General features: G+C 61.9%; 14 protein-coding genes. 8 read left to right on the top strand and 6 right to left on the bottom strand.

The window, feature by feature from the left end; genetic code table 11:
• The first annotated feature begins 98 nt into the window (after nt 1–98).
• The 3 genes from thiL to HWE01_RS16115 all read left to right on the top strand — a co-directional run bounded on the left by thiL (nt 99) and on the right by HWE01_RS16115 (nt 2225).
• Nucleotides 99–1064, top strand: a complete 966-nt coding sequence (thiL, locus tag HWE01_RS16105; RefSeq protein WP_241822330.1) for a thiamine-phosphate kinase — start codon at nt 99–101, stop codon at nt 1062–1064.
• A complete protein-coding gene (locus HWE01_RS16110; protein ID WP_034350814.1) occupies nt 1061–1603 on the top strand; it encodes a phosphatidylglycerophosphatase A family protein in 543 nt (180 codons plus the stop codon). The genes thiL and HWE01_RS16110 overlap by 4 nt, the downstream gene beginning before the upstream one ends.
• Before the next feature lie 139 nt (nt 1604–1742).
• On the top strand, nt 1743–2225 hold the full coding sequence (locus HWE01_RS16115) for a CinA family protein (RefSeq protein WP_008331030.1): 483 nt from the start codon (nt 1743–1745) through the stop codon (nt 2223–2225).
• Between the two features lie 73 nt (nt 2226–2298).
• Here HWE01_RS16115 and pyrF read toward each other — a convergent pair whose 3' ends face one another.
• Nucleotides 2299–3117 (bottom strand): orotidine-5'-phosphate decarboxylase, encoded by an 819-nt coding sequence (gene pyrF, locus HWE01_RS16120; RefSeq protein WP_241822331.1) that lies wholly within the window; start codon nt 3115–3117, stop codon nt 2299–2301.
• A gap of 163 nt (nt 3118–3280) precedes the next feature.
• Between pyrF and HWE01_RS16125 the strand changes: the two genes are divergently transcribed.
• From HWE01_RS16125 to HWE01_RS16135, 3 genes are read left to right on the top strand one after another with little or no spacing between them, the layout of a single operon-like run.
• Nucleotides 3281–3874 carry a LemA family protein gene (locus tag HWE01_RS16125; RefSeq protein ID WP_008331032.1) on the top strand — a complete coding sequence of 198 codons (594 nt, stop codon included), beginning with the start codon at nt 3281–3283 and terminating at the stop codon, nt 3872–3874.
• A gap of 21 nt (nt 3875–3895) precedes the next feature.
• The gene (locus HWE01_RS16130) at nt 3896–4783 is read left to right on the top strand and encodes a TPM domain-containing protein (protein ID WP_241822332.1); all 888 of its coding nucleotides are present in this window, start codon (nt 3896–3898) and stop codon (nt 4781–4783) included.
• Between the two features lies 1 nt (nt 4784).
• On the top strand, nt 4785–5318 hold the full coding sequence (locus tag HWE01_RS16135) for a TPM domain-containing protein (RefSeq protein WP_008331034.1): 534 nt from the start codon (nt 4785–4787) through the stop codon (nt 5316–5318).
• A 119-nt stretch (nt 5319–5437) separates the two neighbouring features.
• On the opposite strand, the gene dacB is transcribed toward HWE01_RS16135, so the two are convergent.
• Both dacB and HWE01_RS16145 read right to left on the bottom strand, forming a co-directional pair.
• A complete protein-coding gene (gene dacB, locus HWE01_RS16140) occupies nt 5438–6892 on the bottom strand; it encodes a D-alanyl-D-alanine carboxypeptidase/D-alanyl-D-alanine endopeptidase (RefSeq protein WP_241822333.1) in 1455 nt (484 codons plus the stop codon).
• Between the two features lie 337 nt (nt 6893–7229).
• Nucleotides 7230–7412: a hypothetical protein gene (locus HWE01_RS16145; RefSeq protein WP_008331036.1), complete on the bottom strand. Its 183-nt coding sequence runs from the start codon at nt 7410–7412 to the stop codon at nt 7230–7232.
• A gap of 885 nt (nt 7413–8297) precedes the next feature.
• On the opposite strand from HWE01_RS16145, the gene mgtA reads away from it, so the two are divergent.
• Nucleotides 8298–11060 carry a magnesium-translocating P-type ATPase gene (gene mgtA / locus HWE01_RS16150; protein ID WP_241822334.1) on the top strand — a complete coding sequence of 921 codons (2763 nt, stop codon included), beginning with the start codon at nt 8298–8300 and terminating at the stop codon, nt 11058–11060.
• Nucleotides 11061–11177: 117 nt separating this feature from the next.
• Here the strand turns inward: mgtA and HWE01_RS16155 are convergent, their stop codons facing one another.
• Together HWE01_RS16155 and HWE01_RS16160 are read right to left on the bottom strand one after the other, a co-directional pair.
• Nucleotides 11178–11759, bottom strand: coding sequence for a GNAT family N-acetyltransferase (locus HWE01_RS16155; protein ID WP_241822335.1), 582 nt, complete (start codon nt 11757–11759; stop codon nt 11178–11180).
• Between the two features lie 117 nt (nt 11760–11876).
• Nucleotides 11877–12773 (bottom strand): LysR family transcriptional regulator, encoded by an 897-nt coding sequence (locus tag HWE01_RS16160; RefSeq protein WP_241822339.1) that lies wholly within the window; start codon nt 12771–12773, stop codon nt 11877–11879.
• A gap of 108 nt (nt 12774–12881) precedes the next feature.
• Between HWE01_RS16160 and HWE01_RS16165 the strand changes: the two genes are divergently transcribed.
• Nucleotides 12882–13832: an SDR family oxidoreductase gene (locus HWE01_RS16165; protein WP_241822336.1), complete on the top strand. Its 951-nt coding sequence runs from the start codon at nt 12882–12884 to the stop codon at nt 13830–13832.
• A gap of 229 nt (nt 13833–14061) precedes the next feature.
• Here the strand turns inward: HWE01_RS16165 and HWE01_RS16170 are convergent, their stop codons facing one another.
• Entirely contained in the window at nt 14062–15048 is a 987-nt protein-coding gene (locus HWE01_RS16170; protein WP_162292101.1) for a malate dehydrogenase, read from the bottom strand.
• Nucleotides 15049–15351: the final 303 nt, after the last annotated feature.

A 15351-nucleotide genomic window follows, 5' to 3' on the forward strand; every position in this document is an offset into this window, starting at 1 on the left:
GCAGCAAGACGCGAGGCCAAGTTGCGCTGCATCGCAACATCCCCTGTCGCGCCGATATTGTGCGACTGAAGCCGTGACGGATTGGTTACAATCGCGCCATGCTTTCCGAATTCGAACTCATTGCGCGCTATTTCAGCCGCCCACCCGCCCCCGACAGCCGCACGGCGCTCGGCGTGGGGGACGACTGCGCGCTGATGACACCGGCGCCGGGGATGCAGCTGGCCATTTCCAGCGACATGCTGGTAGAGGGCCGCCACTTCTTCCCCGATGCCGATCCCTTGCTGCTGGGCCACAAGTGCCTGGCCGTCAATCTGTCCGACCTGGCCGCCATGGGCGCGCAGCCGATCGCCTTCACGCTGGCCCTGGCCTTGCCGCAAGCGCGCGCCGAATGGCTGGCACCGTTCTCGCGGGGCATGCTGGCGCTGGCCGATGAACATGGCTGCGAGCTCATCGGCGGCGACACAACCAAGGGGCCGCTGACCATCAGCATCACCGTCTTCGGGGAAGTCCCGCCGCAACAGGCGCTGCGTCGCGACGCCGCGCGCGCGGGAGATGACATCTGGGTCTCCGGCACGCTGGGCGATGCCCGGCTGGCCCTGGCCGGATACCGCCAGGAATTGGAGATCAGCAGCGAAGCGCTGCAGCAGGCCGCCCCACGCATGCACGCACCAAGCCCGCGGGTGGCGCTGGGCCTGGCCTTGCGTGGCATTGCCCACGCCGCCATCGATATTTCCGATGGGCTGGCTGGCGACCTCGGCCACATCCTCGACCGTTCGCACGTAGGCGCCACGCTGGATGTGGATGCTCTGCCGCCCGGACCGGCCCTGCAACAGCGCGACCTGCATCTGCGCCGCCGCTTCTGCCTGTCGGGTGGCGACGATTATGAACTCTGCTTCACTGCCCCGGTGCGCCAGCGCGAGGCCGTTCTTCATGCCGCCCAGTCGGTCGGCACCGCCGTCACCCGCATCGGCCACATCGATGCGCAGGCCGGTCTGCGCCTGCTGGACGCGGCCGGTGAGCCGCTGCAAGACACACCGGATTCCTTCGATCATTTCCGTTCATGAACCAAGCTTCTTCGCCCTTCCCGCCGCCTCCGGCGTCACCGCGCAAACGCAAGGCGACTCCCCACTTCATGCTGGCCCATCCGGCGCACTGGATCGCGCAGGGCTTCGGCAGCGGCCTCTCACCCATCATGCCGGGTACCGCCGGTACCCTCTTCGCGTGGCTGTCGTATGCGGTACTGTCGACGCGCTGGCCGCATGTCTTCACGGCGGCAAACTGGCTGGCGATCATTGCGGCCGGTTTCATCATCGGCATCTGGGCATGCCATCGCACCGGCCAGGCACTGAACTCGCCTGATGACGGCAGCATGGTGTGGGATGAGATCATCGCCTTCTGGCTGGTCATGGTGCTGGTCATGCCGGCCAATTTGAAGACGCAGTTTGCGGCCTTCCTGGTGTTCCGCTTCTTCGACATGGTCAAGCCGCCGCCGATCGCCTGGTTCGACCGCCGCTTCAAGGGCGGTTTCGGGGTGATGTGGGATGACATCGTGGCGGCCTTCTACACCTTGCTGGTGTTCGCGTTTTGGCGCACTTATTGGTAACGGGAAGTGAACAATCGGAGCTTGTCCGATACAACATTTCCCGACATCGGAGTATGCTAGTTCACGCACATCGTTGATCAACCGACCGCAGCGCGTCCGCCACGTGGCGCCGACTGCGGCACAGCCGAGGATGACACTCATGGACAGCACCCTGGACCTGGCCACCCGCGTAGGCCACACCCTCAAAGCCCGTGGCCTGCTCCTGGCCACTGCAGAATCCTGTACCGGTGGCGGCATCGCCCACGCCATCACTGAAATCGCCGGCTCCTCGGAATGGTTCGATTGCGGTTTCGTGACCTATTCGAACGCCTCCAAGAACGAATTGCTGGACATCTCCGAAGCCCTGATCGCCCAGCATGGCGCAGTCAGCGAAGAAATCGCCGGTGCGATGGCCGAAGGGGCAGTGGCCAACAGCAGCTCGGACGTGGCCGTCTCCACCACCGGCATCGCCGGCCCCGGTGGCGCGGTACCGGGCAAGCCGGTCGGCACGGTCTGCTTCGGCTGGCGCGTGGGCGACAAGACCTACACCGAACGCCTGGTCTTCAAGGGCGACCGCCAGCAGGTGCGGGCCCAGACCGTGGAACATTCGCTCAAGGGGCTGCTGAAGCTTCTGGCAGACTGAAGCGGGACACATGAAGAAAAAGGCGGCGCTCCTATGGAGTCGCCGCCTTTTTCTTCATTTGTGCTTGCGCGGTTCAGCGGAAGCGATTGATCTCGTCACGCGTCTGGATGGCCACCCGGCGCGCCGCAGCGGCGAAATCTTCGCCCGCTTCCGGCTTGGCGTAGAGGATGGCACGTGAAGAATTGATCATCATGCCCGTACCCGAGGCCGTCTTCCCGGATTTCACCGTGGCTTCCACATCGCCCCCCTGGGCACCCACGCCGGGCACCAGCAGCGGCATGTCGCCGATGATGGCGCGCACCTGGGCCAGTTCATGCGGGAAGGTGGCACCGACCACCAGGCCGCACTGGCCATTGGTATTCCACTTCTCGGCCACCAGGCGCGCCACATGCTGGTAGAGCGGCTTGCCATCGACTTCCAGGAATTGCAGGTCGGAACCGCCGGCGTTGGAGGTACGGCACAGCACGATGACGCCGCGATCCTTCCATTCCAGATAGGGCGAGACCGAGTCCCAGCCCATGTAGGGGCTGACCGTGACGACGTCGGCGTCATAGCGTTCGAAGGCTTCGCGGGCATATTGCTCGGCGGTGGCGCCGATGTCGCCGCGCTTGGCGTCCAGCACCAGAGGAATCTCCGGGTAGTTGCTGCGCAGGTAGGCGCAGATGCGTTCGAGCTGCTCTTCCGCGCCCAGGGCGGCAAAATAGGCGATCTGGGGCTTGAAGGCGCAGGCGGCTTCGGCGGTGGCATCGATGATGGCGCGGCAGAATTCGAAGATGGCATCCGGCTTGCCCTGCAGCTCGGCGGGGAATTTCTTCAGGTCGGGGTCCAGGCCGACGCACAGCAGGGAATTGCGCGAAGTCCACGCAGCGTTGAGTTTCTCGATGAATGTCACGGTGATGCCTTTAACTGAAAGATGCGCTATTGTAGCGCGCCGGCCTGTCCCGATCTCGATTTTTGACTGATGTTCAGGGGTTTTCGCTGAACATCGGGCACTTCGTGCGGGTTCCATGGTCTCATGCGCTCCCTTTGCTTCACTTTGCTACGAGGAAAACAACATGAAAAAACTCTTCGCCTGGCTGGCCATTGCCATCACCGCCCTCACCCTCTCCGGCTGCGGCTACAACGAATTCCAGGCCAAGGACGAGGCCACCAAGGCCGCCTGGGGCGAAGTGGTGAACCAATACCAGCGCCGCGCCGACCTGATCCCCAACCTGGTCAACACCGTCAAGGGCTATGCCTCGCACGAGAAGGACACTCTGGAAGCCGTTACCCGCGCCCGCGCTGCGGCCACCAGCTTCCAGATCACCCCGGAGGTGCTCAACGATCCCAAGGCGTTTGCCCGGTTCCAGGAAGTGCAGGGACAACTGTCCTCGGCCCTGTCGCGCCTGATGGCGGTCTCCGAGAACTACCCGCAGTTGAAGGCCGACACCAGCTTCCGCGACCTGCAATCCCAGCTCGAAGGCACCGAGAACCGCATCACCGTGGCCCGTCAGCGCTATATCGCCGCTGTGAAGGATTACAACATCCTGGCGCGCAGTTTCCCCACCAACATCACGGCCAAGCTGTTCAGCTATGAAGTAAAACCCTCGTTCACGGTAGAAAACGAAAAAGCCATCTCGACCGCGCCCACGGTCAACTTTGGCAAGTAAGCCGGGGAGCCGCGATTGGCCATGCGCAAGCTGCTTCTGACCTGGCTGTTGACCGCGCTGCTGGTGTGGATCGCGCCGGCCGGCGCGGCCCGCGCCGATGACGGGCTGGTGCCGGTACCGCCGTTGTCGGCCCGCGTGATCGACCAGGTCCACCTGCTGCAACCGCAGCAGCGCCAGGCCCTGGAAGGCGTGCTGGCCGACATCGAACAGCGCACCGGCAGCCAGATCGGCGTGCTGCTGATGTCCTCCACCGCGCCCGAAGCCATCGAGCAATACAGCATCCGCGTGGCCGATGCGTGGAAACTGGGCCGCAAGGGCATTGACGATGGCGTGATCCTGATCGTCGCCAAGGACAATCCCAAGTCCCTGCGCCGTCTGCGCATCGAAGCCGGACGCGGGGTGCAGGGCAGCCTCACCGATGCACAATCCAAACGCATTCTGCAAGACGTGATCGCCCCGCACTTCCGCCAGAACGATTTCTACGGTGGACTGGCGGCCGGCGTGACGGCCATCACCACCCTGCTGGAACAGGAACAGCTGCCCCCCGTCAAGCATCGGAGCAGCACCGCACAGGTACAGATCGACAATGGTGCAAGCTGGATCACGCTGCTGGTGATCGGGCTGTTTCTGGTGGTGTTCTTCTCGGTACTGCTCAAGTCGCGCCGCAGCAGCCGCAACGTTCTGAACAACAATGACTGGGGACACGGCGGCAGCACCACGGCTGGCGTCATCATCGGCAGCCTGCTCGATGAGGCCTTGCGCCAGGCCAGTTCCGGACGGGGCAGTTCGCGTTCGGGCGGGGGTGGATTCGGTGGCGGCTTCGGTGGCGGATTCGGCGGCTCGTCGGGCGGGGGATTCTCCGGTGGCGGCGGCACATTCGATGGCGGTGGTGCCTCGGGAGACTGGTGACATGGCGCACAACAACGCATCCCCTTCCCTGCCGGCGCGCCTGCTGCGTCATCTGCGCATGACGCGGGCGGCAGCGCGGCGCATCTTCCCCTCGTCCACGCTCAAGGCGATCCAGGCCAGCATCGGGGAAGGTGAACGGCGCCATCGCGCGCAAGTGCGCTTGATCGTCGAAGCCTCACTGTCGCTGGGCGCGGTGCGGCGTGGTGAAAGCGCCCGGCAGCGCGCACACGAATTGTTTTCGCATTACCGCATCTGGGATACCGAAGAGAACTGCGGGGTGCTGGTCTACCTCAATCTGGCCGACCGCAAAGTCGAGATCGTGGCCGATCGCGGCATCAATGCGCGCATCACGCGCGAGCAGTGGCAGCAGGTGTGCAGGCAGATGACCTCAGGCTATGCCCAGGGCGACTACGAGGCCAGTACCTTGCAGGCGCTGGCCACCTTGCACGCCCTGCTGGAATCCGTCCTGCCGCGCGGGGACGACGGCAGCGGAAAAGCGACCAACGAGCTATCCGACAAACCCCTGCTGCTGTAGCGCCGCCTTCAGGACCGGTCGCTGGCAAACAACTTCCTATGGCTTTCTTCGGCAAAAAATGGTCCTGGCGGCGGTGATGGCGGGGCGGCAGCTGCGACTGACTCCGCCCGCCTCCCGGTTCAACCGTTCTCGTACACCCACTGCAACAAGGCATCCTGCGCCTGCTGCCCGTTCGGCGCTGCAGCGTGATTGATCAGGAACACCACCACATAGGTCTTGCCTGAGGCTGCCTGCACGTAGCCTGCGATCGATCTCACGTCATTGAGCGTGCCGGTCTTGATGTGCGCCTGTCCGGCGACACCTTGCTCCTTCAGGCGACGGCGCATGGTGCCGTCGTAACCCACCAGCGGCAATGAAGAGACGAACTCCGGCATCAGCGGCGAGCGATACGCCTGCACCAGCACACTGGCCAGCAGCGCCGGGGTCACGCGATCCACGCGCGACAGACCGGCGCCATTCTCGATGACCAGCCCGGCGGTATCGATGCCCTTGTCGCCCAGCCAGCCACGCACCGCACGCGCGCCATTGGTGGTATCCCCTGGCTGGCCGCTCATCTCCGCGCCCAGCGTCAGCAGCACCTGACGCGCCATCACGTTGTTGCTGTACTTGTTGATGTCGCGGATGACTTCCGGCAGCGGCGGCGACTGCACTTCCACCATCAGCCGTGCCGATGGCGTGACCTGGCCGTTGACCACACGCCCGGCAAAACTGCCGCCCAGGTCGGCCCACATCTGGACAAAACTCGCACCGACATATTGCACATTGCTCATGCGATAGGGATGGACATACCACACCCGCGGCCCGCAGTCGGCACTGTAGGTGCCGGCAAAATTGACCGCACTGGCGTCGTTGTTCATCTTGAGCTTGCCCTGCCAGTCGCCGCAGGGCTCCTGCGACAGGCGCGGCGGCGTGATGGTGACCCCGGCCATGGGCGGGTCCATGCTCACATTGACCAGGCCGCTGGCAGCGTCCGGTTCGAAACGCAGGGCCTGGGTACGATAGTTCAGCAACAACGCATCGGGACCGGCATTGTAGGGCTTCTGCGGGTCACCATCGAACTGCGCCGGATCATAGCTGGACTCGGCAAAATAGCTGCGATCCAACACCAGGTTGCCGCGAATGTCCTTGATGCCGCGCGCGCGCAACTGGCGCAGGAACAGCCAGAAGTTTTCCAGCACCAGCTTGGGATCGCCCCCGCCCTTGAGGATCAGGTCGCCATTGAGCACGCCTCCGGCAAGCGTGCCATCGATGTAGGCCTGGGTCTTCCAGGTGAAGGTAGGGCCGAGGATTTCGAGTGCGGCATCGGTAGTCACCAGCTTCATCACCGAGGCCGGATTGAAGGGCTGCCCCGTATTGTTGGCCGCCAGCATGCGCTTGCCGGTCTCGGCATCGACCACGACCACGCCGGTACTGTTCTGCGCAATGCGCGCCACGCGCAGCGCGCCCACCACCGCTGGCGGCAAGCCCTGCGCCAGCGCAGCGCTGCCGGCGGCGCAGGCCACGGCGAAGACGGCACAAGTCAGGAAACGGGAAGCAGCAGACCGGGATGGGGTGAAGCAGGACGAAAGCAACATGGATGAACACGAAGATGAGAAGCGGAACAGGAGCAGGCATTATAGGGGAAGCATGCCGACACGGCGGGCCGTGAGCAGGACCGTCTGGCCATCGACAGCGAAATCGGGAAAAGATCAGGAAGGGACCGGCAAACATTCATCCATCCGGCCGATGGACGCAAAAAAGGCCGATGTTTTCGGGGCCGCCACGAGACCACTGTGAAAACATCGACCTAGGGAAATCAAGGCGGGGCGATCAGCATGACGAAATGATAGGCGTGCTTTCCTCGGAAAAATGCCTGCGCCGATGCCCCGGCCACTGCCGCAACGCGCGGCAAAGCGGGCCGCAGAAAGCCCGCTAAATTAGCACTGGCAGTGCTTCCAGTACTAAGAGGGCGAGCAGTGCGCCGAACACCGCACCCACTGCTCTCAAACTGGTTCGAACCACGCGGGACGCCACCGGCACCTCGCCGCATAGCAACAATCCGGCCAACGCCATGGGGATGAAGAACAAAAGATTGTTCATGATGAGGTTGGGCATGATGCGTCTCCTGGTCGAGTTTATTGGTTTGGCGCGGCTTGCTGCGCGTACTCTGTTCGGGCTTGCCTCGTTTCGAGTATAGGCCGACCACCATGGAAGACAAGGCTCACCGGGCGAGAATCGGTGCTGCACAGCAGCGTCCAGGACAGCGAATTACAGTAGCCCGATCTGTATAGTGAAGCAGAAAGCTACCCTTCCCGCTTGTTGCAGATGCACAAATATTCCGCAACCGGGCTGAATTTGCCTTGACCCTGTTTTCAGCGCGGGCGTAGAATTCGCCCGTTCTCATTTTCTGGAGTCCCTCTCATGGGCACTTGTTCGGGTGACAGTTGTTGCCGGTTAATTCCGGGTTAAGCCTAGGCAAGGATTTCAGCAGGACGTTTCCTGTCGTCATCTTGCACCAGGCAGATGACGGCATTTCATGTCGGCAGCGCACGGCCTTTTCAGGCTGATTTTGAGCAGCGCCGTCGGCAACGATATTCCCTCACAACGACAGATCGACGATCGACCGCCGCAGACACGGCGTCAGGACGCAGGCTGCATCGCGACCGCCCTGCCGGCTTTTTGAGCCGGCAGCCGGATCGCCTGATGCCGTCCGCATCGTGACGCAGCGCCTTTCGCATGGCCAGCCGCCATGCGGCTGCACGTCTGTTTGCGCCATCAGGCGCCGATGACAGGGGCTCCGCTCAACCAGGCGGAGGCTGCAATGCGACAGACATATCCATCATGAACACGCGAAGACCCAGCGCGCCGCAGCCGCTCGCCCGTTCTGACGGGGGCCGGAGACGGCGCTGACCCCGATGCCGGTCTGCCTTTGCCGCAGCACCGACGCGATGCACATCGCTTCGTCCCCGGGACGAGGCCCAACAAGAAAAGAAGCACGCCATGAATCTGAACCTGCTGAAAGAAACCTTTGTCAGCTTCATCCGCGCACGCGGTATGGACCGTCACTTCCGTCGCCTGGGCATGGACATGTTCCGCAGCGCCCCGGTGACAAAGGAAGTCCCGCAAACCCTGGCCCAGCAGTTGAGCGAGGCCTCCCGTACCGAAGCCCCGGCCCTGCTGCAGCGCCTGCACACACGCCTGGATGGACTGACCGAATCGGAAGCCGATGCCATCCGCGAACACAGCGGCCCCAACGAAGTCGAGCACGAGAAGCCGCTCACCTGGTATGTCCACCTGTGGCACTGCTACAAGAATCCGTTCAACCTGCTCTTGACCCTGCTGGCCGGCGTTTCCTTCTACACCGAGGACATGAAGGCCGCCATCGTCATCGGCACCATGGTGGTGGTCTCCACACTGCTGCGCTTCGTGCAGGAAGCGCGTTCCAATACCGCTGCCGACAAGCTCAAGGCCATGGTCAGCAATACCGCCACCGTAATGCGCCACGACCAGGTCGAAGAGATCGCCGCCGAAGCCCAGCGCTACTTCGACGTGACCCTGCATCCCAAGGGTGCGCGCCGCGTCGAAGTGCCTATTCACAAGCTGGTGCCAGGCGACATCGTGCTGCTCTCGGCGGGCGACATGATCCCTGCCGACCTGCGCCTCTTGGCCGCCAAGGACCTGTTCGTGAGCCAGGCCGCGATGACCGGCGAATCGCTGCCGGTAGAAAAATTCGTCACCCCGAGCAATCTCGACACCAGCAGCCCGCTGGAGCTGGACAACCTCTGCTTCATGGGCACCAACGTGGTCAGCGGCTCGGCCACAGGCGTGGTGCTGACCACCGGCAAGCGCACCTACTTCGGCGCGCTGGCCGAACGCGTCACCGCCACCGACCGCACGCCCACGGCTTTCCAGGCGGGCGTCAACAAGGTCAGCTGGCTGCTGATCCGCTTCATGCTGGTGATGACGCCGGTGGTGTTCTTCATCAACGGTTTCACCAAGGGCGACTGGGTGGAGGCCTTCCTCTTCGGTCTCTCGGTGGCCGTGGGCCTGACGCCCGAGATGCTGCCCATGATCGTGACCTCGACCCTGGCCAAGGGCGCGGTGGCCTTGTCGCGCAAGAAGGTGATCGTCAAGCGGCTGGACGCCATCCAGAACTTTGGCGCCATGGACGTGCTGTGCACCGACAAGACCGGCACGCTCACGCAGGACAAGATTTTCCTGGAACGTCATACCGATATTCACGGCGAGCCCGATGATGAAGTGTTGCAATATGCCTATCTGAACAGTTATTACCAGACCGGCCTGAAGAACCTGTTGGACGTGGCCGTGCTGGAGCATGCCGAGCTGCAACGTGAAATGTCCATCGCCTCGGCCTATCGCAAGGTCGACGAAATTCCTTTCGACTTCCAGCGCCGCCGCATGTCGGTGGTGGTGTCCGAGCGCGAGGATCACCATGAGCTGATCTGCAAGGGGGCGGTGGAAGAGATCGTCTCGGTCTGCTCGCGCGCTCGCGTCAATGGTGAAGTGGTACCGCTGACCCCGGCGCTGCTGGAAGAAATCCGTGCCACCACCGGCAGCCTGAACGCCGAAGGTCTGCGCGTGGTCGGAGTAGCCGCCAAGGACCTGCCGCCGACCAAGGAGGTCTACAGCCTGGCCGACGAAACGGACCTGGTACTGATCGGTTACATCGCCTTCCTCGATCCGCCCAAGGAATCGACTGCGCCCGCTCTGGCCGCACTGCGTACGCACGGCGTGAAGGTAAAGATCCTGACCGGTGACAATGAGCTGGTCACTGCCAAGATCTGCCGCGAGGTCGGGCTGGAGGTCAAGGGCATGCTGCTGGGTTCGTATGTGGAAAAGATGAGCGATGCCGAACTTTCCGAAGCGGTGGAGACGGTGACGGTTTTTGCCAAGCTCTCACCTGCCCACAAGGAGCGCATCGTGCGCGCGCTGCATGATCGTGGTCATGTGGTCGGTTTCATGGGGGACGGCATCAACGACGCCCCTGCCCTGCGCGCCGCCGACATCGGCATCTCGGTCGATACGGCCGTGGATATCGCCAAGGAAGCTGCCGACCTGATCCTGCTGGAGAAGAGCCTGATGGTGCTGGAAGAAGGCGTGCTGGAAGGCCGCAAGACCTTCGCCAACATGCTGAAATACATCAAGATGACGGCCAGTTCCAACTTCGGCAATGTCTTCTCGGTCCTGATCGCCAGCGCCTTCCTGCCTTTCCTGCCGATGCTGCCCTTGCATCTGCTGGTGCAGAACCTGCTGTATGACGTCTCGCAGATTTCGATTCCCTTCGACAATGTCGACAAGGAATTCCTGGAAAAGCCGCAGCGCTGGGATGCCGGTGATATCGGCCGCTTCATGGTCTTCTTCGGCCCAATCAGCTCGATCTTCGACATCACGACCTTTGCGCTGATGTGGTTTGTCTTCGGTGCCAGCTCGCCGGAACATCAAACCCTGTTCCAGTCCGGCTGGTTCATCGAAGGGCTGCTGTCGCAGACGCTGATCGTGCACATGATCCGCACGCGCCGCATCCCCTTCTTCCAGAGCCGCGCCTCGTGGCCGCTGATGGGGATGACGCTGGTCATCATGGCCATCGGCATTGCGATCCCGATGACGCCGCTGGCGCATTACTTCAAACTGGAGGCGCTGCCGCTGTCTTACTTCCCGTGGCTGGTGGCCATCCTGGTCGCTTATGCGGTGCTGATCCAGGCGATGAAGGGGTGGTATGCCAAGCGGTATGGGTGGCAGTAAGCTCTGGCCTGGCTGATGAAATGAAAATGCCTGCTCTTTTGAGCAGGCATTTTTCAATGCAGATTTGTTCCAGCCAATCAGCAATGTGCCTGCTTACCATCACGCAGAAAAGAGCAATTACCTCTTGAAAGCAGATGCCCAAGCAGGATTTGAAGCTTCAAACCTCTTTTTGTTTTCGATATTCAGAGCAGCGTACAAGTGCCGGTCAACGATGCGTCCGTCTTTCAAGAAGCTCGCCCTCAGCGTGCCTTCACGAACGAACCCGCATTTTTCCAAGACTCTGATGGAAGCCAGATTCCAGTCAAATACTGTTGTCTCAACCCGGACAAATTGCTCAACTTCAAACGCAAAAGCAAGCGCGCGCCGCACGCTCTCTGTCGCCAGCCCCAGCCCCCAATACTGCTCACCTAACCAATAGACGATACCTGAACAATGCTTCAAGGAGCCCGCTCTAGGTATCAAGCTGATTCCTCCCGCCAACTTGGCGTTGAACTCTATCGCCCACGCATGACGCTGAGGGTCCGATTTCATTTCTTGAATCCAGGCGACAGCGTCATCCAAAGTGTATGGAGAAGGAAATCTGTCTGCCATATTTCCCGATATATTCTTGTTGTTCGCAATAAGAGAAAGTTCGTCAATGTGTCTTTCGTCCCATTTTTCTAGAGACAGTTGAGCGTTTCCTGAATCGATTTTATTCATTTATTGGAAGTAAAATTTCGTGGGGAAATATAAGTGTTGAATTGCTCGCAGATTTGACCCGCTCCATTTGACCCATCTCGTTCTCGTTGCTGCGCTTCGTCTGCAAATTCTAGCGCATCAGCCACCACGTATATACGCACCCAATCCCGCCACCAACGCAGCAAAAGTCACGGCACAACGCGGACTGGCCCGCAGATCCTCGTGCATGGCGATCCAGGTTTCCATCTTGACCGAGAATTTCCTGGGCAGCAGATGCACCAGCGCCTCTTCCCTGGCCGCCACGCCCACCTGGCAAATCCCGACACCGAAGCCCGCACGAATGGCCGCCAGTTGCGCCAGGTCACTATCGGCCCGAAACGCAAGGCCAGCGCGCGTGAGCCAGGGGAATTGTTCCAGCACCTTGCGCACGTAGGCATTCTCCTGGTCGAAACCAATGAGCGCATGGCCGGCCAGCGCGGCGATTGACTGCGGGACTCCGTGCGCCGCCAGGTAACGCTGGTGCGCATGCAGTCCAACTTCGATGTTGCCCAGCCGCTTGGCCACCAGCGCATCCTGGGCCGGCTTGAACATGCGCACGGCAATATCGGCCTCGCGCTGCAACAGGTCATCGGCCCGGTTCGACATTACCAGCTCGATGCACAGGCCCGGATGACGATGCTTGAGTTCGGCCAGGATGGGTGGCAGCACCTCCACGCTGATGACCTCGCTGGCAGTGAGCCTGACGGTACCTCGCACTTCCCTGCCGTGACTGCTGGCGACCCGGCGCAGCGCGGCAGAGGTGACCGCGATGCCGGCCGCATAGGGCTTCAGTTCCAGCGCCGCATCCGTAGGTGAAAAACCATCAAAGGAACGCACGAACAGCTTGAGCCCCAGTGCCGCTTCCAGTTGCTCGATGTGGCGCCCCACGGTGGGCTGCGTCAGGCCCATCTCGCGTCCGGCCGCCGAGAGCGATCCCGTTTCCAGGACCTTGAGGAAACTGCGGTACCACTCCCAGTTGGGTTCGATGTCGGCCATGGTATTCATTTATGTATAGCTGCTAGGCTAATTTATGCAATTTTCATTTATACCTCAATTTTGCATACTGGGGATGTTCACACTCACGCCCTCACCCAGGAGAACCCCATGTCCAGGATTGCCCTCTTCGGCGCCGCCGGTGCCATCGGCCGAAGCATCGCCTCTGCCATCAGTGCCCAAGGGCAGCCTTACCGCGTGGTCGGGCGCAATGAAACCAGCTTGCGCCAGGCCTTCGGCGCCGATCCCCTGGCCGAGATCATCACCTGGGATCCCGATTCCCCGGCCTCGGTCGAAGCGGCGGCGCACGGCATCGATACGCTGATCTACCTGGTGGGCGTGCACTACACGCAGTTCGAGCTGCATCCGGAACTGATGCGCAAGACCCTGGCCGGTGCCATCCGCGCGGGGGTCAAACAGATCCTCCTCATCGGTACGGTGTACCCCTACGGTCTGCCGCAGTCCTCGCCGATACGGGAAGACCATCCGCGCAAACCGCATACCTTCAAGGGCCGCATGCGCAAGGCGCAGGAAGACCTGCTGATGCAGGCGCACGAGGAAGGCCACCTCCGTGCAGCCGTATTGCGCCTGCCGGATTTCTACGGCCCTGGCGTCGAAGCCAGTTTCCTGCATGGCGCGATCAAGGCCGCAGCCCAGGGCGGCACAGCCGACCTGATCGGGCCGCTAGACCGTCCGCACGAGTTCGTCTTCGTGCCCGATGTCGGGCCGGTAGTGGCCAGGCTGGTCAGCACGCCTGCCGCCTTCGGCAAGGTCTGGCACCTGGCCGGTGCCGGCGTGACGACACAGAAGGCCCTGGTTGCGGAAATGGAACGCCAGACCGGACGCAAGCTGAAAAAACGCGTGGCAGGCAAGACCATGCTGCGGCTCATCGGACTCTTCCATCCGATGATGCGCGAGCTGGTGGAGATGCACTATCTGCAGACGCAGCCAGTGATCATGGATGATACGGCGCTACAGCAATTGATCGGGCCGATCAGGAAGACGCCTTATGGTGAGGGGATAAGGATGGCGCTGCAAGCCCAGGGCGGGAGGCGCTCCTGAGCGGGCGACAAGGCCGCACGACTTGATCGCTGGCTGAGCTTGAGCGCGCACCGACGCCATCGCGGGACGCCCCCCCTTGGATGCCGATAGCGAACGTCTCAAGCATGGCCTGCTTGCGCGACCATCAGCCACCATTCTCACCTTGCCGTGCGTCAGCAAGTCGGCGGCTTGCGAATCGCACGGCATCAAGGCATTTTTTGGTGACCGGAAGCGGGAAGGACAGAACAGTTCAGCTCTGCAGCAGGTGGCGGATGGCGTCACGCTCTTCCAGCAACTCATTGACGGCACCCTGCAGGCGTTCGCTCGCGAATGTATCGATGGACAGACCATTGACGCGTTCGATACGGCCGTCCTCGCAACGGACGGGCACGCCAAAAAAGATCCCTTCCGGAATCCCGTAATCGCCATTTGAGGGCAGGCTCATCGATACCCAACGCCCCTGGCTGCCGCACACCCAATCGCGCATGTGATCCACCGCAGCACTGGCGGCCGATGCCGCCGATGACTTGCCGCGCGCCTCGATGACCGCACTGCCACGCTGCGCCACCTGGGGGATGAAGATCTCGCGGTTCCATTGCTCGTCCTGGATTCTCAGCGGTGCCGGCTCTCCTCGGACCAACGCGAAACGGTAATCGGCATACATGGTGGGCGAATGATTACCCCACACTACCACCTGCTCCAGGCTGTCCACCGGCTCACCCAAGCGCTTGGCCAGCATGGCGCGGGCGCGGTTATGGTCCAGCCGCATCATCGCGCTGAAACAGGACGGGTCGAGATTGGGCGCGGCGCTCATCGCGATGAGGGCGTTCGTATTGGCCGGGTTGCCCACCACGAGCACCTTCACCGTGCGGCTGGCAACTGCATTGAGTGCACGCCCCTGACGCACGAAGATGTCGGCATTGGCGGCCAGCAGGTCTCGTCGCTCCATGCCCTTCTGACGCGGCTGCGCGCCCACCAGAATCGCATAGTCAACCTGAGCGAAGGCCTGCTCGGCATCGTCGGTACAGACTACGTCGCGCAGCAGCGGAAAGGCGCAGTCCTGCAGTTCCATTTCCACGCCGCGCAGCGCGGCCTGAGCCGCCGGGACATCCAGCAGCCGCAAGCTGACGGGTTGGTCGTGGCCGAGCATGTCGCCGTTGGCGATGCGAAAGACCAGGGAATATCCGATTTGACCGGCGGCGCCAGTGACGGCGATGTGCTTGATAGGTTTCATGATGGGACCCGTTGAATGTGGATGGACTTGCGGTGCGACCTCTCGTGGGCCACACCGTGAGGCCACTCTACGCAAAGAGAACAAAGCTGTAAAACAACTTAATTTTGTTATATCGATCAATAAATCAGGTAGATCAATTTTGCAGTGCCTCTTGACGGCGCCCGCGCATCACCACGTTGGGCTATGTGCATAACCCGCCGGCACCGGTCTGGGTTATCTGATTTTTATATAGAACCCATTTCATAAATAGGCGTGAGTGCGAGCGAGTCCCGTTTGGGATGAAGTGCAAGGCGCGAATTTGGGTCA

This window comes from Herbaspirillum sp. C7C8 (assembly GCF_022627875.1).
Classification (GTDB): Bacteria; Pseudomonadota; Gammaproteobacteria; order Burkholderiales; family Burkholderiaceae_D; genus Herbaspirillum.